We start from the raw sequence: 23538 nt of genomic DNA on the forward strand, positions 1-23538 counted from the left end.
CCACACCGTACGGTTAGGCGCACTCGATCCTCAGGCCGCTTCCTGCGTGTAGCCGAGCTGCCGGTTCAGCTTGTCCAGCAGTTCGATCGCCGCGTCGGCGATCACCGTGCCAGGCGGGAAGATCGCCGCCGCGCCGGCGTCGCGCAGGGCCTGGAAGTCCTGGGGCGGAATGACCCCGCCCACGACCATCAGGATGTCGTCGCGGCCCTGCTTGGCGAGTTCCGCCTTCAACTCTGGCGCCAGGGTCAGGTGACCAGCGGCCAGCGAGCTCGCCCCCACCACATGGACGTCGTTCTCCACCGCCTGGCGGGCGGCCTCGGCCGGGGTCTGGAACAGCGGGCCGATGTCGACGTCGAAGCCGAGGTCGGCGAAGGCTGTGGCGATGACCTTCTGGCCGCGGTCGTGACCGTCCTGGCCCATCTTGGCGATCAGGATGCGCGGGCGGCGGCCGTCGGCCTGCTCGAACGCCTCGACCATGGCCTTGGCGCGCGCGGTCTTCGGATCGTTGCCGGCCTCCTTCATATAGACCCCCTGGATCGACTTGATCTCGGCGCGGTGGCGGCCGAACACCTTCTCCAGGGCGTAGCTGATCTCGCCCACCGTGGCCTTGGCGCGGGCGGCGTCGACGGCCAGGGCCAGCAGGTTGCCGTTTCCGCGCGCGCCATCTTCGAGCGCCTTCAGGGCGGCCTCGGTGGCGGCCGGATCACGCTCGGCCTTCAGGCGGGCCAGCTTCTCCAGCTGGGCGGCGCGCACGGCGCTGTTGTCGACCTTCAGCACCGGAATGTCGTCGGCGACCTCGGGCTTGTAACGGTTGACGCCGACTACGCTCTGTTTGCCGCTGTCGATGCGGGCCTGGGTGCGGGCGGCGGCTTCCTCGATGCGCAGTTTCGGCAGGCCCTGTTCGATGGCCTTGGCCATGCCCCCCAGGGCCTCGACCTCCTCGATGTGGGCCAACGCCTTCTGGGCCAGCTCGTAGGTCAGGCGCTCGACATAGTAGCTGCCGCCCCAGGGGTCGGCGACGCGGGTCGTGCCGCTCTCCATCTGCAGGAAGAGCTGGGTGTTGCGGCTGATCCGGGCCGAGAAGTCGGTCGGCAGGGCCAGGGCCTCGTCGAGGCTGTTGGTGTGCAGGCTCTGGGTCTGGCCGTTCACAGCGGCCATGGCCTCCACGCAGGTCCGGGCGACGTTGTTGAACACGTCCTGCGCGGCCAGCGACCAGCCGGAAGTCTGGCTGTGGGTGCGCAAGCTGAGCGAGCGGTCGTCCTTGGGATCGAACTCGCGCTTCATCAGGCGGGCCCAGAGCAGGCGCGCGGCGCGCATCTTCGCCACTTCCATGAAGTAGTTCATGCCGATCGCCCAGAAGAACGACAGGCGCGGCGCGAACTGGTCGATGCTCATGCCGGCCGCGACGCCGGCGCGGGCGTATTCGACCCCGTCGGCCAGGGTGTAGGCCAACTCCAGGTCGGCCGTCGCGCCGGCCTCCTGCATGTGATAGCCGCTGATCGAGATCGAGTTGAACTTGGGCATGTTCGCCGAGGTGTAGGCGAAGATGTCCGAGATGATCCGCATCGAGGGCGAGGGCGGATAGATGTAGGTGTTCCGCACCATGAACTCTTTGAGGATGTCGTTCTGGATCGTCCCCGACAGCTTGTCGGGGCTGACGCCCTGTTCCTCGGCCGCGACGATGTAGAGCGCCAGGATCGGCAGCACCGCGCCGTTCATGGTCATCGACACGCTCATCTTGTCGAGCGGAATGCCCGAAAACAGCGTGCGCATGTCCAGGATCGAGTCGATGGCCACGCCCGCCATGCCGACATCGCCCTTCACCCGCTCATGGTCGCTGTCATAGCCGCGGTGGGTGGCTAGGTCGAAGGCCACCGACAAGCCCATCTGACCCGCCGCCAAGTTGCGGCGGTAGAAAGCGTTGGAATCCTCGGCGGTCGAGAAGCCCGCGTACTGCCGCACCGTCCACGGGTTGGTCACGTACATGGTCGGGTAGGGGCCGCGCACATACGGCGCGACACCCGGATAGCCGCCCAGGAAGTCCAGGCCCTGGATGTCGCCGGCGTCGAAGGCGGGGGCGACATCGACGCCTTCGGGCGTGCTCCAGGCCTGGCCGTCCGGCGCGGCGCCGGGGGCGATCTCGGCGAAGTCGATCGTCGTGAAGTCGGGGAACTTGGTCACGGCTCAGGCTCCCTCGAAGGCGGCGGCGAAGCGGATGGGCGTCAGGGCGGGGCACTTGCTATCCGGACCGGGCAGGCGGACGTCCGGCGCGGCGACCGCGAAGGCGGCCGGATCGGGCGTCTCGACCTCCGGCGGCTTGTCGTCGGCGTTGGGGAAGACGGTGACGCCCAGGATCTTGCGGGTCTTGTCGGCGAAGGCGGCTTCCTGGGCCGCGCGGGTCTTGGCGACGTTGCTGGCGACGAAGCCGCTTTCCAGCGCCTTGATGATCCCGCCGGCGGCCTCGATGGCCTGGAAGCCGTTCCAGGCCGCACGGGCCAACTGGTCGGTCAGGCTGTCGAGGTACCAGGCCCCGCCCGCCGGATCGGCGACGCGGCCCAGGTTGCTCTCTTCCATGAGGACCAGCTGGGTGTTGCGGGCCTGGCGACGGGCGAAGGCGGTGGGCTGGCCGATCGCGTCGGTGAAGGCGTCCAGGACGATAGCGTCCGCCCCGCCGACCGCGCCGGCGAACCCGGCCGAGGTCAGGCGCAGGAGGTTGGTCCAGGCGTCGGCCTTGGCCAGCATCCGGCGCGACGAGCGGGCCTCGATCTTGGCGGGGACCGAGACGCCGCAAGCCTGCGTCAGCCGCGCCCACATCGCCTTGGCGGCGCGGATCTTGGCGACGCCGGTGAAGTATTCGCCGTCCAGGCTGACGCCCAGCACGATACGGCTGAAGGCGTCCTCGGTGGACAGGCCCGAGCGCGTCAGCGCCTTGGCGTAGGCGAGGGCGGCGGCGGTCATGGCGGCCAGCTCCTCGACATTGGAGCCGCCGGCCTCGTGCGCGGCGCGGCCGGTCGCCAGGAACAGGCTGGCCTTGGCGTAGGTCGCGGCCAGGCGTGTCGCCACCGTCGCGGCGTTGAACATGTGGCTCTCGATCGGCCCAGGGCTCGCGCCGGCCTGCATGAAGGCGGTCAGCGGATCGAGGTGGAAGGCCAGCGGCGCGTTGGGCGCGGCCTTGGCCAGCGCGCCCAGCCAGTCGGCGGCCTTGGGGCCCAGGAAGCCGGCGTCCAGCGCCACGGGCGCGAGGTCCAGCAGGACGCCGGAAAGCGCTTTGGCGAGGTCATCCGCCGAGCCGACGGCGACGCCGTTCGCGCCGGTCGGATCCAGCTGCAGCAGCACCGAGGCCGCGCCGTTCTCGAGGTCGGTCAGCAGGTCCTTGGCCGATCGCGCCGGATCGGGGTGGGCGGCGCGAACGCGCAGGTCCCACGGACGCTCGGCGTCACGGATGCGCAGGTCGCGAGCGACGGCGACGCCGTCCTTGGCGGTATAGAGCGGCTGGATCGTGACGCCGTCGGGTGTGGAGGTGGTCAGCGCGTCCTCGAAGCTCTGACCTTTGAGGGTCTTTTCGACCAGGGCCATCCAGCGCGCGCGCGTGGCGTCGTCGCCTTGTAGACCAAAATCCTCGGCCAGGGGCGTGGTCGCCTCGGTCAAAGCGTCTCTCTCCTGCACTGCAGCATTTTTATTTTCGATCGTGATGCGCCCCTGCCGCTACGGCCGTCAAGCCTTGCGCGGGCGCCAAACGAGCGTTTAAGCTGAACGGTGATCATATATTCGGCGCTCAAGCCGATCTCCAAAAGGGGAGAACCTTCGCCCATGGCCCTGCCGCCGATCCTGCGCGACCGTCTGCGCCTTCCGGTCATCGCCTCGCCGCTGTTCATCATCAGCAATCCCGACCTGGTGATCGCCCAGTGCAAGGCGGGCATCGTCGGCTCGTTTCCGTCTCTGAACGCCCGACCCATCTCCCAGCTGGACGAATGGCTGGCGCGCATCACCGAGGAGTTGGCCGCCTACGACAAGGCTAACCCGGACGCCCCCTCGGCGCCGTTCGCCGTCAACCAGATCGTCCACAAGACCAACAACCGGCTCGAGGAGGACATCGAGCTGTGCGTCAAATACAAGGTCCCGGTGGTCATCACCTCGCTGGGGGCCCGCGAGGACCTGAACCAGGCGATCCATTCCTATGGCGGCATCACCCTGCATGACGTCATCACCGACCGCTTCGCCCGAAAGGCGATCGAGAAGGGGGCCGACGGCCTGATCCCGGTCGCGGCCGGCGCCGGCGGTCACGCCGGCACGCTGTCGCCGTTCGCGCTGATCCAGGAGATCCGCCAATGGTTCGACGGGCCGGTGGCGCTGTCGGGCTCGATCGCCTGCGGTCGCTCGATCCTGGCCGCCCAGGCCATGGGCGCGGACCTGGCCTATATCGGCTCGGCCTTCATCGCGACCGAGGAGGCCAACGCGGTGGAGGGCTACAAGCGCGCCATCGTCGAGGGCCAGGCCGACGGCATCGTCTATTCGAACCTGTTCACCGGCGTGCACGGCAACTATCTGCGCTCGTCGATCATCGCCGCGGGCCTGGATCCCGACAACCTGCCGCAAAGCGATCCGTCCAAGATGAGCTTCGGCTCGGGCGGCAACCAGGAGGCCAAGGCCTGGCGCGACATCTGGGGCTCGGGTCAGGGCATCGGCGCGATCAAGGAAGTGCTGCCGGCCGCCGAACTCATCGCGCGTTTCGCGGCCGAGTACGAGCAAGCCAAGGCCGAACTGGCGGCCAAGACCGCGCTTACCTCCGGAAATCACTTGGCTTTCGCCGCCGAGTAGACGGGCGTTCGACGGGGACGGAGGTCGCTTCGTCCCCGGTCCTAGCGGCGACCTGATGCTGGGAGCGTCTTCCATCGCTCCCGGAGCCGCTCCATGTTCGACGACGTCACGCCCCGCCTTGGCCTGCCCTATGTGGTCGCCGCCCAGGCCCAGAAGCATATCCCCATCAATGAAAGCCTCGCCCGGCTGGACGGCCTCGTCCAACTGGCCGTCGAAAGCCGCGCCGTGACGGTCCAGCCGGCCAGTCCTTCCGTCGGCGGCGTCTGGATCCTCCCGGCCGGCGCTAGTGGCGCGGCTTGGGGCGGCCAACCCGCCGGAACCCTCATGCGTTTCGAGACCGGCGCCTGGGAGCCGCTCGCCCCGGCCGAAGGCGTGCTGGCCTGGGTCAAGGACGAGAACCAGATGGTCGCCTTTGACGGCGCGGCCTGGACGCCTCTGTCGACGACCTTCCGAAGCCTGACCGCCGCCGCCTCGCCGAACCTCGCCAACACGCGTGTCGAAATCCTGGAGCAGGAGGTGACGCTGGCGGGCGCCTCGACCGCGACCAGCATCGTCATTCCCAATCGCGCGATCGTGCTGGCGGTCTCGACCCGGACCACCGCCGCGATCACCGGCGCGACGGCCTACAACTGCGGCGTCGCGGGCGAGGCCAGCAAGTTCGGCGGCTCGCTGGGCGTGGCCAAGAACTCCAGCAATATCGGGGTGGTCGGTCCGACGGCCTACTACGCCGACACGCCCGTGATGCTGACGGCGGTGGGCGGAAACTTCGTCGGCGGCAAGGTGCGGGTGGCGATCCACGTGATGCGTTTCGACGCGCCGGCGGCGGTCGCCTAGTTCCTCCCCCGCGCCGCGGGGGAGGTGGCCCAGAGGGCCGGAGGGGGCTAACGCGGCGGTTCGCCCAGCTTGCCCCCTCAGTCGCTCCGCGACAGCTCCCCCGCATCGCAGGGGAGCATCCTGAAGTCGCCCCTACCCCTCCTTCAACGCCTCCACCCCGCCGTCGGCCGACGGGGTCACCACGAAGCGCTTCAGCACGCTGGTCTCGTACTTCGGATCCAGGATCGTCGAGACCGTCATCAGCTCGCCCGTGGCCTTGCCGTGTTCCAGCGTCAGCAGGACGAAGCCCTTGGCGCTGCCATGGCTGTAGCGGACTTCCTTGTTGCGCTGGACGAAGGCCTCGCCGATCGGGGCGCCCGGCATCAGGTCGCCATAGCCGGGCGACGTGATCGAGGTCGCGCCGAACTCGGCGGCCACGCGCTTGTCGCCCGCGTCGTTCCACAGCTCATTGACCCAGAACATGTGGCTGTCGCCCGCCAGCACGATCGGCCGCGCCTTGGCGGCGGTGAAAATGTCGTAGACCCGCTGGCGGTCGGCCGGATAGCCGTCCCAGGCGTCGAGGTTCGACGGAATGTCGTAGGCCGACATCGCCACGGACTGGGCGACACGCTTCTTGGCGTAGTCGGGCAGTTGGGCCACCAGGGCCGCGAACTTCTCCTCGCCCATCGTCTTCTGGAGGTTGGGCGTGGCGACGCGCGCCATGACCACCTGGTTGCCCAGCACCTGCCAGGCCGTGCCGGCCTTGACCGAGGCCTGGACCTGGCTGGCCAGCCAGCGCTCCTGGTCCTGGCCCATCATCCGGCGCGAAGGATCCTTCCACTTGGCGACGAAGGCCGCGACGTCCGGCTTGCCGTCGACGATCGGCAGGTCGGTTTCATAATCCAGTTCATGCGTGCGCGCGGTCAGCCGCGTCTCGGTCATCAGCAGGGTGGCCACGTCGCCGAACTGGAAGCCGCGCCAAGCAGCCTCCGGCAGGGTTCCCGGCGCGGCCTCGCGGATCGGCATCCACTCGTAATAGGCCTTCAGCGCGGCGGCCTTGCGGGTCGCCCAGTCGCCCTCGGTCTTCGGCTGATGGTTCTCGGCGCCGCCGATCCAGCTGTCGTTGGCCGTCTCGTGATCGTCCCAGACCACGATCCACGGCGCGCGGGCGTGGGCCGCCTGCAGCATCGGGTCGGTCTTGTAGAGGCGGTGCCGGCGGCGATAGTCGTCCAGGGTGACGATCTCGTGCGGCGGATCGGGTACGCGCGTCTTGGCGGTCGGCGAATTCATGCCGTAGTCGCCCGGCGCGGCGCCGTACTCGTAGATGTAGTCGCCCAGGTGCAGCACGGCGTCGACGCGCGGCAGCTTGGCGATCGCGTCATAGGCGTTGAAGTAGCCGTTCGGATAGAGGCTGCACGAGGTGACCGCCAGGACGACGTCCTTGACGGCGCCGACCGACAGAGTGCGCGTGCGGCCGACGACCGCCTCGCCCACGGCCTCGCCCGCGCGGCTGGCGCGGAAGCGGTAGTGGTACTCGGTCCCCGGCTTCAGGCCGGTGACGTCGATCTTGACCGTATGGTCGCGGCTGGCGTCGGTGGTGGCGTGTCCCTGGCGGACGATGGTCTTGAAATCCGGATCGGCGGCGACATCCCAGCGCACGCCCACCGGCAGCTTGGCGCCCGGGGCGGTCACCCGCGTCCAAAGGATCACGCGATCCTGCAGCGGATCGCCCGAGGCCACGCCGTGCTCGAAGCGGACGGGACCCTCGTGCAGGCCCTTGACCGTGGCGGCGGCGGCTTCGCCGGCGGCGGCGCCCGAGAGGCCCAGAAGGCCCAGCACCTTACGGCGGTCGATGGTCATGATGCGCTCTCCCCCTGGATACGCGGAACGAGACAATGGAAAGACGAGGCTGTCGAGCAGCCGTGATCGCCTCTCCCGACATCCGCCGGGAGAGGCGATCCCCTGATCCTAGTGGCGGAAGGTGATCCCCACGCCCATGAAGCGCGGCTTGCCGGCGATGAAGGTCGGGATGCCGAAGCTGTCGCCGGTGTTGCCCGCGTCCTTCAGGTAGCTGACATCGCCCAGGTTCTCGACGAAGGCCTCGACCTTCCAGCGATCGTCAACCGCGCCGAAGCCGACGCGCACGTTCAGCAGGCCGTAGGCCTTCTGGAACTCGTCGACCTTGGTGTCGGGGAACAGGCCCGACGACTGCAGATCGCTGCGGTCGTTGTCGTCGTCGAAGAACATCTTCGAGCGCCAGGTGTAGGTGGGCGTGAAGGTCAGCTTTCCGCCCAGGGCCTCGCGGCTGAACGCGGCGCCGGCCGAGAAGCTCTGGTCGGGCGACAGGCGGAAGGAATTGCCCTTGCGCAGGCCGCTTTCGAGGCGGGCGTGGTTGTAGGCGTAGGTCGTGAACAGGGTCCAGTAGTCGCCGGCCTGCAGGCGAGCCTCGCCTTCGAAGCCGTAGGCCTTGGCCTTGCCGGCGTTCAGGGTCACGACCTGGGCGCCCTGGCGGAAGCTGGTGGCGAAGTTGTCGTAGTCGTAGCGGAAAACCGCGCCCGACAGGTAGAGACGGCCGTCCATCAGCTTGCCCTTGGCGCCGGCCTCGTAGCTGTCGACCTTTTCGGAGTCGACCACGTTGAAGCGCGCGGCGCCCAGCGGCGCGGAAGGCGCGCTGGACGAGATCACGTCCGGGCGACGGCCACGGGCGTAGGACGCGTAGAGGCTGAGATTGTCGGCGGGCTCATAGCGACCGACCACGCGCCAGGTCAGGCCGTTATCGTCGATCGACTTGGCGAAGGTGTCGCCGTTGTTGGTGGTCGGCTGGGTGATCAGGCCCACGGTCGGCAGCAGCGGATTGTTCACGGCGTTCGGCTGGGCGGCCAGGAACAGGTTGGTCGCGGTCGGCGCGGCCAGCAGGATGCCCAGGATCGAGCGGCCGTTCTGGACGTTCGAGCGGTAGGCCGCCCAGCGGTCTTCGCTGGTGTAGCGGATGCCGGCGGTGATCTCGAACTTGTCCGTCAGCTTGAACGTGCCGTCGGCATAGACGTCATAGGCGGTGTTCTCGCCGTAGTTGGCGAATTCCTCGCGGTGGATCGGCTTCAGGTTCGAGACGATGCCCGGCGCGATCGCGGACGGGATGCCAAAACCCAGCTGCAGCACCTGCGCCAGGTAGGCCGGGTTGGTCAGCACGGCCAACGGCTGCGGGTTCGGCCGGCTGATGCCCAGCGGCGTATTGCCGGCCAGCAGGGCCAGCACCAGACGCTCGTCATACTGACCGGGAATGCGCCAGGAGCCCGTCTCGTGGAAGTAGTTGGCGCCGACGAAACCCGTGAAGCGGCCACCGTCATCATAGCGCAGGCGCAGCTCCTGGCTCTGCTGACGGCCTTGCGCGTCCTCGGCGAAGGTCAGGATCGGCAGGGACGAGCCGTCCGGATCGAAGACCTCAACCGAATGGAAGGCGCGGGTGGCGGTGATCGACGACAGGGTCCAGCTGTCGCTGATCTTGTACTCGGCCAGGGCCGTCAGGCCGTAGACCTTGCGCTCCAGGCCCAGCGGCGCGCCGCCCTCGAAACCCGCGCCCGGCGCCAGGGTGGCGGCCGACGAGACGCCGGTGTCCCCCAGCGCCTGGCCGGTCACCGGGTTGGTCGGGTTGAACGTATGGCTCTTGAACGAGGTGCCCGTGGTGGAGTCTTCCTGGTAATTGCCGATCAGGTCCAGCTTCAGCGGGCCCGGCTCCAGGTGATAGGCCGCGCGCACGGCCTTGGTGTTGGTCGAGTTGTAGGCGTCCCCGCCGGCCGCGTCGTCGACATAGCCGTCGTTCTTGCGGGCGCGGGCGGCGATGCGCAGGGCGCTGTCGTCGCCGAACGCGAAGTTGACCATGCCCTCGCCGACGAAATAGCCGCCCGTGCCGCCTTCGGCCTTCAGCAGCCAGTCGTTCTTGGCCGGATTGGCCTTGTTCTGCACCAGGTTCACCGCGCCGATCAGGGCGCCGCGGCCGAACAGGGTCGATTGCGGCCCCTTGGCGACCTCGACCCGCTCCATGTCGAACAGCTCGACATACGAGCCGCGCGAACGCGAGATCGGCACGCCGTCCTGGTAGATCGACACGCGGGTCTCGTCGGTGGCCGAGCCGGAGTCCGAGGTGATGCCGCGCATTACGAAGCCGGAGTTGTTGTTCGACTGGTTCTGCACCAGGAAGCCCGGGGTGAAGGCCGACAGCTCGTCGAACGCCTTGACGCCGATCGCCTCCAGGAACTTGCCGGAATAGGCGGTGACCGCCATCGGCACCTCGACGGGGTCCTGGGCGCGCTTCTGGGCGGTGATCACGACCTCGCCCAGGCGGGTGTCCTGATCATCGGCGGCCGGCGTCGTTGGCGCGTCGGCGGCGAAGGCCGGGGCGGCGACCGCCAGGGCCAGAAGGCTGGCGGTCAACAGCGTGGTGGTGCGGAAAGCGCGCATCGACTATCCCCCTGAATGCGAAACTCGATCTGGCCCGTAGGCATGACGCGTGTCGTTGGTGCGACGGACGTGTGAAGGAGCGATGAAACCCAGGTGACGCGCACGGAAGACAGGCTGGACGACGACGTCCTCGACGACGCCGTATCCGACGAGGGCGGTGAGGCCCTGACGGCCGTCCTGCCGCCGGAGCTGGCCGGCCAGCGCCTGGACAAGGCGCTGGCGGCGCTGCTTCCCGACCTGTCTCGCGCGCGGTTGCAGGCGCTGATCGCCGAGGGCCGCCTGTCGCTGGACGGCCAGCTGGTCGCCGACGCCTCGCGCAAGGCCAAGGCTGGAACCTACGTCCTGCTTGTCCCGCCGCCGATCCCGGCGGATCCCGAGCCGGAGGCTATCCCCCTGGCCGTGCTTTACGAGGACGCGCACCTGATCGTGGTCGACAAGCCCGCCGGCATGGCCGTTCATCCCGCGCCGGGCAGCCTGACCGGCACCCTGGTCAACGCCCTGCTGCACCACTGCGGCGACAGCCTGTCGGGCGTCGGCGGCGTCGCGCGCCCCGGCATCGTCCATCGTCTGGACAAGGACACCTCTGGCGTGATGGTCGCCGCCAAGAGCGACGCCGCGCACAAGGGCCTCTCGGCCCTGTTCGCCACGCACGACATCGATCGCCTCTACATCGCCCTGACCCGCGGCGCGCCGTCGCCGCCCTCGGGAACGATCACCACGCAGCTGGGCCGCTCGCCCGGCGACCGTAAGAAGATGGCCGTGTTGCGGTCCGGCGGGCGCGAGGCGATCACCCATTACAGGGTCGAGGCCGCGTTCGGTCCACAGGACAAGCCCCTGGCCGCCCGCGTCGCCTGCCGCCTCGAGACCGGCCGAACGCACCAGATCCGGGTCCACATGGCCAGCAAGGGCAGTCCGTGCCTGGGCGACCCCGTCTATGGCGCGGGCCAGCCGGCGACCGCGGTCCGAGAGGCCATCCAGGCGGCCGGGCTTAAGCGTCAGGCGCTGCATGCGGCGGTGCTGGGGTTCGTCCATCCGATCACCGGCGAGACCCTCCGCTTCGAGACGCCGCTTCCAGCCGACATGGCGACGCTCCAGAGAAGCCTGGAAGCGCTCTAGCTGGCTTCCGCGCCCGCGTCAGGTCAAGCTTGCGCCGGCGCAACAAAAGCGCCCTAATTGCGCTGGCTTGGCGCTCTAGTGTGGTAGCGTGCCACCCTGGAGCTTAGCCATGCGGCGTCTTATCGCGATCCTGGCCGTCAGCCTTTCCGCCGCCGCTCCCGCCTTGGCCGCGACGCCCTTGCTCGCTTCGGCCGGCGACGATGAGGTGATCGCCACCGCTCAGGCCAAGCCCACGCCCGAAGCGCTGAAGGCCGCCGCCCAGGCCGCGCCGATCGCCCCGCAGACGTCCAAGCCCCTGACGACCCAGGAGCAGATCGCCGCCTTCCTGGCCGAGACCCCCGCGCCGCGTTCCGAAAGCAGTCCGCGCGGTCTGCTGCCCGCTGACCGGGACGAGGACGGCAAGCGCAAGGTCCACGGCTCGATGGGCGTCTCGGTCGGCACCGGCGGATACCGCAGCGCCTACGCCTCGGCCCTCTTTCCCGTCGGCGAGAACACGACGGTGGGCGTCGCGGTCTCCAAGACCGATTTCGGCAAGCACGGCGGCTTCTACGCCGATCCGTACGCTGGCGGTCCCTACTACGGCGGGCCCTATGGCTACGGTTATGGTCGCCTGCGCGGCGGCTCGCAGCAGTCGGTCGCCCTGTCGGTCATGACGGGGAGCTCAGGCCGGACGGACGACACGCCCGAAGGCTGCGCCCCCGGCTTCCGAACCGGCGGTCGCTATGTCGAACCCGTCTGGGTCGCGGGCATGCGCGACGGCGCTCACCCCTGCGACGCAACGTCGCGCTAGGACCCAATTTGGGTCATCGCAACTCCCCAGCCAGTATTTGGCTGTCCTTGAAAGCGTATCCCGTCTCCCGGATACTTTTTTTCAAGGGTTGCCGTTCGCTGATGTTTAACGGCTTGGCGGTCAAGGTGGCCGCCTCGGGGCTAGGGCTTACGGAATGCAGCCGGAAATCATCGCTTATCACCATCCCGCGACCGGGACGGTGACCTATCTCATCATCGACCCCGCGACATTCCTCTGCGCCATCGTCGATCCCGTCCTGGATTTCGATCCCGAAACCGAAGCGGTCGACACCGGCTTCGTGGACAAGATCATCGCCGACATCCGCGCGCGCGACCTCGGCCCGACCTGGATTCTCGAGACCGGCCTGCATACCGGCCACCTGTCGGCGGCCGGCCACCTGAAATACGAGACCGGCGCCTCCATCTGCATCGGCGCGCGCGTGGTCGAAAGCCTGAAGCGCCTGGCCCCCCTCCTCGCCGAGGATGGCGTCGACCTCGAGGGTTGGGACTTCGACAAGCTGGCCAAGCACGGCGAGTCCCTGCCGATGGGCGGACTCAAGATCACCGCCCTGGCGCTGGAAAGCCGACTTCCGGGCGCGGTGGCCTACCGCGTCGCCAACGCCATCTTCACCGGCGACGTGCTGCTGGCCCCGTCCGAAGGCTCGGGCCGCTGCGACGTTCCTGGCGCCGACGCCGGCAAGACCTTCGACGACGCCCGCAAGATCCTCAGCCTGCCGCCCCAAACCCGCATCCTGCCGGGCGTCTGCGCGGCGCTTCCCTGCGAGTCGACCGTGGCCGAGGAGAAGGCGTCCAACATCCAGCTGAACGACACCGTCGATCGGTTGAACTTCATCGCCCTGCGCACGACCGCCGACGCGATGCTCCCGGAATCGATGGTGGCGGGCCCCGCCCTTCGCGTCGCCGTCCGCGCCGGGCGCCTGCCGCCCGATATCGGCGCGGGCGCCCGCTTCGCCCCGGTCGACCTGACCAAGCTCTAGACTTCGTTTTCTTTAGCAATTGACTTGCGCCGACGCGCGGCCGCATAGGGTCTGAAACCCTTTGCGGAGCGTCCCCATGGCCGAAGACTTCAGCGCCGCCCTGACCGCCGCCCAGGCCGGCAGCCTGCCCGACCTGCTGGGCCTGCAGTGGCTGGAGGCGACGCCCGGCCATGTGAGGGGCCGCTTCGACGTCGATAAGCGGCACATGGCCCCCAACGGCTTCCTGCACGCCGCCAGCGTCATCGCCCTGGCCGACTCGGCCTGCGGCTATGGCTGCATGACCTCGCTGCCCGAGGGCGGGACCAGCTTCACGACCATCGAGCTCAAGTCGAACTTCCTGGGCACGGCGCGCGACGGCGGCGTGGCGGTGGAGGCCAGGCTGGCGCACGGCGGCCGCAACACCCAGGTCTGGGACGCCGTCGTCACCAACGAGACGACGGGCAAGACCATCGCGCTTTTCCGCTGCACCCAGATGATTCTGCGGCCGAAAGACTGAGGCGAAAAAAGCCGGGAGGAGGGGCTTGCGTCCCGGCGGCGACGCCGCTAGTTATCGCGCCCTCGACCCGGGCGGCCCTAAAAAGCTCCCGAAAAAACACCTGTGGAGAGGTGGCAGAGTGGTCGAATGTACCGCACTCGAAATGCGGCGTGCCTGGAAGGGCACCGTGGGTTCGAATCCCACCCTCTCCGCCACCCCCTCTTTCGCCAGTTTCCGCAGACGTCCGCTGAAGCGCGAAAAATCCCAATAAAGCCAAGGCTTATACCAAGTCGTCGTTCAGAGCCGCTTGCGCACGTCCGCTCAAATCCGTATTATACATGTGGGTGAAAATGCGAGTGAAAGTGTGAGTGGAGAGTGGCGCGCCTTGTTGACCGTCTGACCGCGCTCGAAGTCAAGCGTCTCGACCGGGTCGGGATGCACCCCGATGGACGGGGCCTCTACCTGCAGATTCACACCGGCGGATCGAAATCGTGGATCTATCGGTATACGCTCCATGGCCGGGTGCGAGCCATGGGCCTTGGCCCGACTCATCTCGTGTCCTTGGCCGAAGCGCGCGGAATGGCGCAGGAGGCCCGGCTCCTGAAGAACAAGGGGGTTGATCCGATCGACGCGCGCGCCGCCTCAAGGCCAGCGCCCGAGCCGCCGCGCGAGACCGATCGGGGGCCGAGCTTCAGGGACGCCGCGGCCGCCTATATCGACGCCAACAGCGCCGCTTGGCGCAACGCCAAGCACGAGGCCCAGTGGTCGAGCACGCTGAAGACCTACGCCTATCCGGTGCTTGGCGATCGCCCCGTCGATGAGATCGACACCGTCCTCGTCCTCAGGGTCTTGGAGCCGATCTGGTCGACCAAGGCCGAGACCGCCAGCCGCCTACGCGGGCGGATCGAGTCGGTCCTCGATTGGGCCAAGGCGCGTGGTCATCGCGACGGTGAGAACCCGGCGCGCTGGAAAGGCCACCTCGACAAGATCCTCCCCGCCAAGTCGAAGGTCGCCCGCGTCGAGCACCACGCCGCCCTGCCTTTCAAAGCCATGCCCGCATTCATGGGCGACCTGAAAACACGCGACGGCGCCGCCGCCCGCGCCCTGGAGTTCGCGATCCTGACCGCCGCCCGAACCGGCGAAGTGATCGGCGCCCAATGGTCGGAGATCGACTTTGAGGCGCGGGTCTGGACCCAACCAGCGACGCGGACCAAGACCCACAAGGAACACCGCGTGCCGCTGTCCGACGCCGCGATGGAAATCCTGGAGGCCATGCGGGACGCTTTCCTGAAGGGCCAGCGTGAATTTCTCAGCCTCTACGGGAAACCGATCCCCAAAGACATCGCGCTCGAGGGCTTCATCTTCGCCGGCATGCGTCGCGGCAAAGGCCTGTCCAACATGGCCATGCTCAAGACCCTCGAACGGATGGGCCATCCCGATCTCACCACCCACGGCTTCCGCAGCACCTTCCGCGACTGGGCGGCCGAGACGACGGCTTATCAGAACGAGGTGGTGGAGATGGCCCTTGCCCACACGATCGGCGGCAAGGTGGAGGCCGCCTATCGGCGGGGGGATCTGCTGGAGAAACGCCGGGAGCTGATGCGGGATTGGGCGGCATACTGTAGCGCCTGAGCGCTGGGAAACCTTGAGGCAGCGGGGAGCGCACGTAACGATCTCACGCTGCGCGCTAGACCAGACTGACTCAATAATATGCGACATATCGCATAAAAAAATGTTATGCTGGAAATGGAATATTTCATTTTTATGCGTTTTCCGCCATAAAGGGAGATCGGAGAAGCCCAATGTCCCTGATTGCACGCTCCCCAGAACAGCTGGGGGCCCATATCAAGCATCTCCGCCAACAACGCGGCCTTAGCCAGTCGCAGCTCGCCGACTTGGCCGCAACGCGCCAAGAGATGGTCTCGATCATCGAACGCGGCCATGGCGGGGCCAAGATTTCAACGCTGCTCGACTTGCTCCAGGCGCTCGACGCCGATCTGACCTTGGCCGCGCGGGCCAAGCCCACCGCAACCGAAGTTCTCGATATCTTCTAATGGGACGCCACCGGGCTTATGCCCCTCTGCAGGTTCTGATCAACAATCGACGGGTCGGTCGCTTGGAGAAGGCGTCAAGCGGCGCCATCGACTTCCGCTACGACCAAGCATGGCTAGATTGGGAGCCGGCTTTTCCGGTGTCGCTATCCCTCCCCTTGCGCAAGAGCGCCTACAGGGGCGCGCAAGTGGCGGCGGTGTTCGAGAACCTGCTGCCCGACAACACTGACGTGCGTCGGATCGTCGCCGAGCGCACCGGCGCGAGCAGCGCTGACGCCTACGGTTTGCTGGAACAGATCGGGCGCGACTGCGTGGGCGCTTTGCAGTTTCTGCCCGATGGCGAAGTCGTCGACGCGACCGCTCCGGCAACCGGCGAGCCACTTACCGACGCGCAGATCGAGGCCATCCTGGCCAATCTCGCCCGCGCGCCGCTAGGCCTGGACCTCGAGCGGGATTTTCGCATCTCGGTCGCCGGCGCTCAGGAGAAAACCGCCCTGCTCCATCAGGACGGCCAATGGAAGCGCCCGATGGGCGCCACAGCCACGACCCACATCCTCAAGCCACAGCTGGGCCAGATTCCGACCCCATCGGGGGTCATCGACTTGTCCAACAGTGTCGAGAATGAACACTACTGCCTCAAACTGATCGAGGCTTATGGCTTGAAGGTCGCCAAGACGCAGATCGCGCGCTTTGGCGAACGCACCGTCCTGGTGATCGAGCGCTTCGACCGAGCCTGGCGCGACGCCAAGCTTCTTCGCCTGCCGCAGGAGGATTTCTGCCAGGCCCTGTCGACACCACCTTCTCAGAAATATCAAACTCAACAGGGGCCAGGCGCGGTCGATATCCTGCGCCTACTCAAGGCCTCCGATACGCCGCAGGACGATCAGGCCGCTTTCCTCAAGAGCCAGATCCTCTTTTGGCTGATGGGCGCCACCGACGGCCACGCCAAGAACTTCAGCCTCTTCCTGAAGCCGAACGGCCGTTTCTCGATGACCCCGTTCTACGATGTGCTGAGCGCACAACCAGCCTTTGACGCCAAGGCCATCCCCCACCGCGCCTACACCTTGGCGATGTCGGCGGGCGCGAAGCGTCACTACAAGATCCTCGACATTCACGGACGCCACTTCGCCGAAACCGCCAAGGAAGCGGGCCTTCGTCCGGCGATGGTCAGGGCGGTGATCGAGGAGATATTCGACCTATCCGCCAGCGCGGGCGCCTTCGCTCTGGCGCAGATGCCGTCAGGGTTCCATCAGGCCATCCATGACAGCATCAATGGAGCGATCGCCCAGCGTCTACCGCGACTGCGGTCTGCTCTTGAAGGCGGCTAGCTGTTCTTTACCGGCCACCGCGCTCTTCGTTTCCCAAATCGAAACACTCGCCAGGCGAACTAGGCGCTCCACTCTGGAGTGAGCGTAGCCCATGAATGAACGTTTTGCGTTCGCGGCGGCCGACCGGGAAGACTACGTCGACGCCGGTGACTTCCACGACTCCAGCTCTGGCGATAGCGCGCGTAGCTACGAGATCAGCTCAGGCGGCACGCTTGACCGCGCCACGCCGATCGATCCGAGCGACTGGATCCGTTTGCGGGCAGCGGTCGATTTGGTGGCGCGCAGCGAAATCCTACGCAACAGCGGCGATATCCTGGTCACTCTCGTGGCCGCGCTCAAATCGGCATCGATCCTGGCCATCCACGGAACGATCACGAGGACCGACGTCACCGAGCGCGATGGCGGCCATGCCGTCAGCTACGAGAAGTTCTATCTCGCGGTCTATCCGCACCAATGGGCGACCTCGATCAGCATCAACATCCACGACAACAGCATCAATCTCGCGGACGGCCGGCCGCTCCTCGACATCTTTATCAATAAGCAGGACGTCGAGGACTGGATCGAAGCCCGGTCCAGTGCGACCCAGGATTTCAGCGCAGACCCGGAGCTCGAGCAGCGTCGGTTCGAGCGGACTTACCGGCTGGTGAACGTCGGAGCCGACGCGTTTGTTTTTCCGAAGTCACAGGGCGGGCGCCCGCAGAAATACGACTGGGCCGACGCCTATCTAAAGCTTTGCATCAGGCACCTTTTTGTCAGCAACGAACTGTCGGATCGAACCACCCAGACACAAATCATCGCGATGCTGCGCGGGGTGTTCACGGCGGCCTACGGTCCTGACAACGGCCCTCAAGACAGCATTCTGAAGAAGCATGCCCGTCGCATCTATGATGAACTACAAAAGACCAATGATGCTTAATATTACTTAGCCAAAATTAGACTCTATAAGGTTTTCGCCATTGTCGTCCGACAGCCGCGGCGATCCGATGTTGTCTGTCCTGGCTTGAGCAAGCACGCCAAGCGCTGGAAACAGACAATGACTGTAGAACTCTCTGATCTCCCCCGCATGGCCATCTCGGTGGCCGAGTTCTGCCGAACCTTCGCGGTCGGCAAGAGCTACTTCTACGAAGAGGTAAAGGCCGGCCGGCTGCGCGTGCGCAAGGCCGGCGGTCGGACCCTCGTGCCGACGGCCGAAGCTCGCGCCTGGTGGGCGAGCAAGGACCGCCGATAGCGCCTTAGGCGCAGCTCGCTCCGCGAGCACTTCCCCTCAAAACCTCAACGCAACGGGCCGGCTCACAGCCGGTCCAAAGGAGCCATCATGGCTAAACCGCTATGCGGTCGCCTTCGTGCGCCCGATCAACGCCCCGTCGAACCAACGGCATGGCGCCAACGACAACTTTCCCCAACCACCGCGATCCGTATCGACGAGACTTCGTCTCGCCGAAGGATTGCAAGAACACACCCCACGCACGCGTGCCTACCGGTCCACAAGGCTTTCCACAGCCTGCCAATGGCGTGCGGACCATGGGCGGCTCGGAAAAGGCCAGCCAATTCTGAGCGCTATGCAAACGCTGTCGGCGTGCTCAAGGGCGGAGGCGTCCTATGAACAAGGTGACGGTTTCCCTCCGCATCCCCGCCGCCCTGAACGCAGTTCTGGCGGACTACGCCAAGGGGCCAGGCTACTGCAGCCGCTACCAGGCTGCGATCCGCGCACTTGAAACAGGTCTCGGAGTTCTAGTCGGCTCCGCCCATCTTGGCGCGGCCGACGACGAGGTGGCCGACGGCCTAGGCGAACTGCTCGCCCGGGCAGCGCGCCTAGAGGCCATGATCGACCGGACGCTCTTCACCGCCAGTGCGGCCTACGCCTATGCGCGGCGCGGCGTCGTCCGGTCCGAGACCGACAGCAAAATGGATCAACTCATCGCGGAGGCGGCGCAGGATGCCTACCGCCGCCAACGCGACCTCGCGCGAGGCGCTCAACAATGACCAGCTATCATCAGAACCTGTCCCGCGGCCAAGCGCTGTTCGCGGGATCCATCGGCGACATCCTTCGCCGAGCTCGCGGCTACTTCAACACCTGCGTCGTCTCAGCGGCCGCGGGCGCGGGTTTCGGCGTTCGCTATTTCGCGGGAGACACCTGGCGTTTCGCCCTGGACTACCTGCTGGCCAAGGCCGTGCTGCAGCTTCCGTTCAACGATAACGCCACGATCGATCGCTATACCACGGCGGGACCGCAGACGGTCAGCGCTTACGCTGTGACGGCATCGCTCAGCTACCGGCATCTTGCTGACCAAGCGCTGCAGCAGATGCAGTTAGGTGCCGTCGCCGGACTTTTAGTCGGTATCGGGCTCTGCATTCTCTGGGCTCATCTCGCGGCGGGTTGGGGTCGGAGCGCCACGCAGGACAGCGCCCGCCGCGGCGCCAGCATCGTCTCCGAGAAGACACTGGCTCGGAAAACGCGAAGACGCTCCGGGCAGGATCCCGTCTATCTCGCCAGCGTCCCTATTCCCCAAGACCTCGAGACGCGCCACGTCGCGCTGATCGGCTCGACGGGATCCGGAAAGACGACCGCGCTGCGCCAGATGCTCGACGCCGTCGAGGCTCGCGGCGACACGGCGATCGTCTACGACACCAGCGGCGAGTTCATCGCCCACTACTATCGACCGGAACGCGGCGACATCATCCTCAACCCGTTCGACGCCCGCGGCGCCTTTTGGTCTCCGTTCGACGAAATCGAGCACCCGGCCGACGCCGACCACATCGCCCGCCAGCTGATCGCTTCGACGGGAACCTCAGACCAGGACGTTTGGCTCGAGGCTGCCCGCATCCTCGTCGCGGACGTCCTCCGAAAGCTGCACGCCGAAGGCCGCACCGATCTTCCGACCCTGATCGACACCTTGAGCCGCGTTTCTCGCGAAGATCTTCGCGAGTGGCTGGCGGACACCTCCTCGGCTCGCATGTTCGAACAAGGCGCCGAGCGCGCCACCAGCAGCGTTCTGTTCATGCTGTCGCGTTGTGTTCAGCTCCTGCAGTACCTCAGAGCCTCGCCCAACGAGGCGAAGGTCTTCAGCTTCCGAGAGTACTTCTCCGCGCTGGACGAAAAGCGTGGCTTCCGGCCGTGGATCTTCGTTCCCCGGCAGGAACAGTACTTCGCCGCGACACGTCCCCTACTAGCCTGCTTCCTGGAATGCGCCGCCACCGCGATCCTGGGCCTTAGCCCCGACCCGTCCCGCCGCGTCTGGTTGATGCTGGACGAATTGGCGGACCTGCCCAAGGTCGAGAACCTCTCCCGCCTCTTGCCGCAAGGTCGCAAGTTCGGGGCGTCGGTTGTTCTGACTTTCCAAGCGATCGGGCAGATGCGCGACCGGTACGGACCGGATGGCGCCGAAGCCCTGCTCGCCAACGCCAACACCAAGCTCTTCCTGCAGCTTGCTGACTCGGCCACCCGCCAATGGGCCAGCCAGGCGACCGGGACGGTAGAGACGGAGGTGCGCGGCGCATCGGAGAACCTCGACCACCAGGTCGGCAAAGGTAGAACCTCGCTGGGCAGCAGTCGCCAGATCCTGCCTCTGTTGCTGGAAAGCGAGTTCCGGCTTCCGCCGCACCACGGCTTCCTGCAACTGCCCGACGGCTATCCGGTGGCGAGCGTCATCCTGCGCAACAACCACATCGTCCGCCGAGGACCGCCGCGCCGTCAGGGCTTCGTCGCCATAGACGTCAAACAGACGCTCTGGGGCCGCCCCAAGCCTCCGCCCCCGCCGGCTGAAACGCCGCTGAACGACGGCGGGCCGGTCTAATGGTCGCTTCCCTCTCCAGCCTTTCGAGCTCGGCCCAAGCCGCCAGCTATTACGAGGCCGACGACTACTATGCCGAGGACGGCGCCGCCCCGAGCCTTTGGCAAGGATCCGGCGCCGAGTTCCTGGGGCTGGAGGGGGAGGTCGATCCCGAGCAATTCCGTCAATTGCTCGAAGGTCACCTTCCAACGGGGCAGACGCTGGGCGCGCATCGTGAGGGCGGCCGGCAGCATCGCCCCGGCTGGGACCTGACCTTCAGCGCGCCCAAGTCGGTTTCCATCATGGCGCTCGTCGCCGGCGATCGCCGGCTGGACGCGGCTCACGCCCAAGCCGTGGCGGCGGCGCTGTCTTTCGCCGAGCGTCATGCGGGCGGCACGCGCATTCGGGAAGGCGAGCATGTCGCGCACGTCCGCACCGGCAACGTCGCCGCGGCGACCTTCCGCCATGACACCAGTCGCGCCCAAGACCCGCAGCTCCACAGCCACGCCGTCATTCTGAATATGACGCGCGACGAAAACGGGGGCTGGCGCAGCCTGGACTCGCGGCCCCTCTATCAGCTGCAGAAGGCGATCGGCGAAGTCTACCGCCAGGAGTTGGCGGTCGGCGTTCGTCGCCTGGGCTATGAGATCGACATCGGCAAGGAGTCGATGTTCGAGATTCGCGGGCTTTCCGCGCAGTTGCTCACCGCCTTCAGCGAACGCGCCCAGCAGGTGGAGGCGCACTTGGCCGCGCGAGGCCAGACACGCGCCACCGCCAGCGCCGAGGAAAAGCAGCTCGCCACATTATATACGCGCGCGGCGAAGGGCCAGGCCGATCGTGCGGAGCTCGGCAAGGCCTGGCGCGCCGAGGCCGAGGTTCTCGGCTTTGACGCGGGCACAAGGCGCATAATGGTTGCTAAGGCGACGGAACGCTCGAAGCGCCTGTCACTTGCGGCTCAAGGCCAGGCGGAGCTGATCGCCCAAGAAGCGGTGCGCTTCGCCGCCGATAAGTTGGGCGAGCGTCAGGCGGTCTTTTCCCGAGCCGACCTCGAGCGCGAGGCGGGGCGCAAGGCGATCGGCAAGGTTGCGAGGGATCAGCTCACGCGCGCCGTGGAGAAGCGTCTGGCGTTACGGCAGCTGGAGGCCCGAGCCTTGCGCAACACGATCGGCGTGGACTTGGAGGGCTTCGCGACAGACCGTGCGATCGCCCATGAGCGGCGGATGATCGAGATCGAGCGCCTCGGCAGAGACAAGCTCGCTCCAATCGCGTCTATTGTTTTGGCCGGCCGCATCGTGGCTGAGGCGAGCCTCCAAGCCGCAGAGCGTGGTCTGACCTGGTCGGACGACCAGCGGCTTGCGACGCGAAAAGCTCTGACAAGCCGCAACGCCGTGGTCGGCGTTCAGGGTTACGCTGGCTCGGCCAAGACGACCACCGTCCTGGCGACGGTCGCCAAGGCCGCACAGGCGCAGGGGTACGAGATCAAGGCGCTGGCGCCGTCCGCCTCCGCCGCTCTCACCTTGGGCGAAGCGCTCGGGATGGAGGGGCGCACCATCGCTCGTCATCTGCTCGAGCGCTCGACGGTGCGCCCAGGATCGCGCCAGCTTTGGATCGTCGACGAGGCTTCCCTAGTATCGGCCAAGGACATGGCCCGCCTTCTCGAAGACGCGCAGCGGGCCGGCGCGCGAACCCTGCTCGTCGGTGACACGCGCCAGCTCGGCTCGGTCGGGGCCGGCGCGGCCTTCCGCCAGCTGCAGGAGGCCGGTCTCGAGGCGGCCCACCTGACCAAGATCGTCCGACAGTCGAACGCTCTGACTCTGGAGGCGGTTGAAGCCTCCATCGTCGGCGACGCGCGCAAGGCGCTCGACGCGCTGGACCGCGGCGGCGGCCGGATCGTCGAGGTCGCTCAGGCCCAGGATCGCTATGCCTTGATCGCGGCCCACTATGCCGGCCTCGACGCGGCCGTACGCCAGCACACCCTCGTCATCGATCCATCGCGAGAGGGGCGCGACCTCCTGACGGCTCGTATTCGCGCGGACCTGATCAAGAGCGGACAGCTTGGCGATGCGGCGGTGACCATGAAGGCTCTGGTCGCCAAGGATCTCACGCGCGCGGAGTCCAAGAACGCCGGCAGCTATGCGGCGGGCGATGTCGTCATCTTCGCCAAGTCACTCGCCAGCCGGTCGATCATCAAGGGCGCCGCCTACGCGGTGCAGGACATCGACGCCGAGCGACGGGTCGTCACGCTCGTTGATAGCAACGGCGGCAGGCTTGACTGGGCGCCGCATCGCTGGGGTCGCGCCGACACCTTCGAGGTCGCCGACCGGGAAATCCGCGCTGGCGACCGGATCGAGTTCACCCGGAACGATCGGCGATCCCGACGAGTGAATGGTCTTCAAGCCGAGGTCCTCTCGGTCGACGCTGGCAGCCATGAAGTTGTTGTGCGGGACGAACGGGGGCGCACCCGCCCCCTTTCCCTGGACGCCGTCCAAGACCGCCACATCCGTCATGCCTATGTGCAAACGGCCTTTGCCGCTCAAGGCCGCACCACCGAGCAGGTCCTGTTCCACGCCGAAAGCAACCGAAGCAATCTTGTCGACCAGGCCACGCTCTATGTCGCGATCTCTCGCGCCCGACGCGGCGCGACCATCGTCACCGATAATCGCGAGAAGCTGGTGCGCGGCGTCGAGGCGCGCTCTGGCCTGCGCCTCACGGCGCTGGCCAATCCAGGCAAGGCCGCGCGAGCGTCTTTGAGCCATGGCGCCGAACTCTAGATCGGCTCGAGACCCCTCCAGCGCGCGTGATTTTCCATTGCCCGCCAGTGCCCGGTCTGATAGCCAACGCCCCTCTTCGCCAACGCTCTGCGTTGACCCGGATGGCCCGGTGGCGGAGTGGTGACGCAGCGGACTGCAAATCCGTGCACGC

18 protein-coding genes and 1 tRNA gene are annotated in these 23538 nt (G+C 67.0%); 15 read left to right on the forward strand and 4 right to left on the reverse strand.

The window, feature by feature from the left end:
• Positions 1–30: 30 nt before the first annotated feature.
• Positions 31–2181: a methylmalonyl-CoA mutase gene (gene scpA / locus AX690_RS20690; RefSeq protein ID WP_066683007.1), complete on the reverse strand. Its 2151-nt coding sequence runs from the start codon at positions 2179–2181 to the stop codon at positions 31–33.
• A 3-nt stretch (positions 2182–2184) separates the two neighbouring features.
• Complete coding sequence (locus tag AX690_RS20695) at positions 2185–3576, reverse strand: methylmalonyl-CoA mutase family protein (RefSeq protein ID WP_066683045.1); 1392 nt, start codon at positions 3574–3576, stop codon at positions 2185–2187.
• 234 nt (positions 3577–3810) lie between these two features.
• On the opposite strand from AX690_RS20695, the gene AX690_RS20700 reads away from it, so the two are divergent.
• Together AX690_RS20700 and AX690_RS20705 are read left to right on the forward strand one after the other, a co-directional pair.
• Positions 3811–4818: a nitronate monooxygenase family protein gene (locus AX690_RS20700; RefSeq protein ID WP_066683006.1), complete on the forward strand. Its 1008-nt coding sequence runs from the start codon at positions 3811–3813 to the stop codon at positions 4816–4818.
• Between the two features lie 93 nt (positions 4819–4911).
• A complete protein-coding gene (locus AX690_RS20705; RefSeq protein ID WP_066683005.1) occupies positions 4912–5652 on the forward strand; it encodes a DUF2793 domain-containing protein in 741 nt (246 codons plus the stop codon).
• Between the two features lie 132 nt (positions 5653–5784).
• Here the strand turns inward: AX690_RS20705 and AX690_RS20710 are convergent, their stop codons facing one another.
• Entirely contained in the window at positions 5785–7491 is a 1707-nt protein-coding gene (locus tag AX690_RS20710) for an alkaline phosphatase (protein ID WP_066730543.1), read from the reverse strand.
• Between the two features lie 108 nt (positions 7492–7599).
• A complete protein-coding gene (locus AX690_RS20715; protein WP_066687488.1) occupies positions 7600–10089 on the reverse strand; it encodes a TonB-dependent receptor in 2490 nt (829 codons plus the stop codon).
• A 93-nt stretch (positions 10090–10182) separates the two neighbouring features.
• On the opposite strand from AX690_RS20715, the gene AX690_RS20720 reads away from it, so the two are divergent.
• The 13 genes from AX690_RS20720 to mobF all read left to right on the forward strand — a co-directional run bounded on the left by AX690_RS20720 (position 10183) and on the right by mobF (position 23387).
• Entirely contained in the window at positions 10183–11205 is a 1023-nt protein-coding gene (locus AX690_RS20720) for an RluA family pseudouridine synthase (RefSeq protein ID WP_066687487.1), read from the forward strand.
• A gap of 109 nt (positions 11206–11314) precedes the next feature.
• Complete coding sequence (locus AX690_RS20725) at positions 11315–11995, forward strand: hypothetical protein (RefSeq protein WP_066687486.1); 681 nt, start codon at positions 11315–11317, stop codon at positions 11993–11995.
• Positions 11996–12149: 154 nt separating this feature from the next.
• A complete protein-coding gene (locus AX690_RS20730) occupies positions 12150–12992 on the forward strand; it encodes an MBL fold metallo-hydrolase (RefSeq protein WP_066687473.1) in 843 nt (280 codons plus the stop codon).
• Positions 12993–13068: 76 nt separating this feature from the next.
• Positions 13069–13488 carry a PaaI family thioesterase gene (locus AX690_RS20735; RefSeq protein WP_066687464.1) on the forward strand — a complete coding sequence of 140 codons (420 nt, stop codon included), beginning with the start codon at positions 13069–13071 and terminating at the stop codon, positions 13486–13488.
• A 104-nt stretch (positions 13489–13592) separates the two neighbouring features.
• Positions 13593–13682, forward strand: a tRNA-Ser gene (locus AX690_RS20740).
• 160 nt (positions 13683–13842) lie between these two features.
• Positions 13843–15099, forward strand: a complete 1257-nt coding sequence (locus tag AX690_RS20745) for a site-specific integrase (protein WP_066687448.1) — start codon at positions 13843–13845, stop codon at positions 15097–15099.
• A gap of 170 nt (positions 15100–15269) precedes the next feature.
• Complete coding sequence (locus tag AX690_RS20750; protein ID WP_066687446.1) at positions 15270–15521, forward strand: helix-turn-helix domain-containing protein; 252 nt, start codon at positions 15270–15272, stop codon at positions 15519–15521.
• Positions 15521–16846, forward strand: coding sequence for a type II toxin-antitoxin system HipA family toxin (locus tag AX690_RS20755; protein ID WP_066687443.1), 1326 nt, complete (start codon positions 15521–15523; stop codon positions 16844–16846). Before AX690_RS20750 ends, AX690_RS20755 begins: the two co-directional genes overlap by 1 nt.
• A gap of 91 nt (positions 16847–16937) precedes the next feature.
• Complete coding sequence (locus AX690_RS20760; RefSeq protein ID WP_066687442.1) at positions 16938–17762, forward strand: hypothetical protein; 825 nt, start codon at positions 16938–16940, stop codon at positions 17760–17762.
• Positions 17763–17879: 117 nt separating this feature from the next.
• Positions 17880–18074 (forward strand): hypothetical protein, encoded by a 195-nt coding sequence (locus AX690_RS22510; RefSeq protein ID WP_082769788.1) that lies wholly within the window; start codon positions 17880–17882, stop codon positions 18072–18074.
• A 371-nt stretch (positions 18075–18445) separates the two neighbouring features.
• Positions 18446–18829 carry a hypothetical protein gene (locus tag AX690_RS20765; RefSeq protein WP_066687440.1) on the forward strand — a complete coding sequence of 128 codons (384 nt, stop codon included), beginning with the start codon at positions 18446–18448 and terminating at the stop codon, positions 18827–18829.
• The gene (locus AX690_RS20770) at positions 18826–20640 is read left to right on the forward strand and encodes a type IV secretion system DNA-binding domain-containing protein (RefSeq protein WP_066687439.1); all 1815 of its coding nucleotides are present in this window, start codon (positions 18826–18828) and stop codon (positions 20638–20640) included. Before AX690_RS20765 ends, AX690_RS20770 begins: the two co-directional genes overlap by 4 nt.
• A complete protein-coding gene (gene mobF, locus AX690_RS20775; RefSeq protein WP_066687437.1) occupies positions 20640–23387 on the forward strand; it encodes a MobF family relaxase in 2748 nt (915 codons plus the stop codon). The genes AX690_RS20770 and mobF overlap by 1 nt, the downstream gene beginning before the upstream one ends.
• The last annotated feature ends 151 nt before the right edge of the window (positions 23388–23538 follow it).

Origin of the sequence: Caulobacter sp. CCH9-E1, assembly GCF_001556515.1 — a bacterium.
In the GTDB taxonomy this organism is placed as follows: Bacteria; Pseudomonadota; Alphaproteobacteria; order Caulobacterales; family Caulobacteraceae; genus Caulobacter.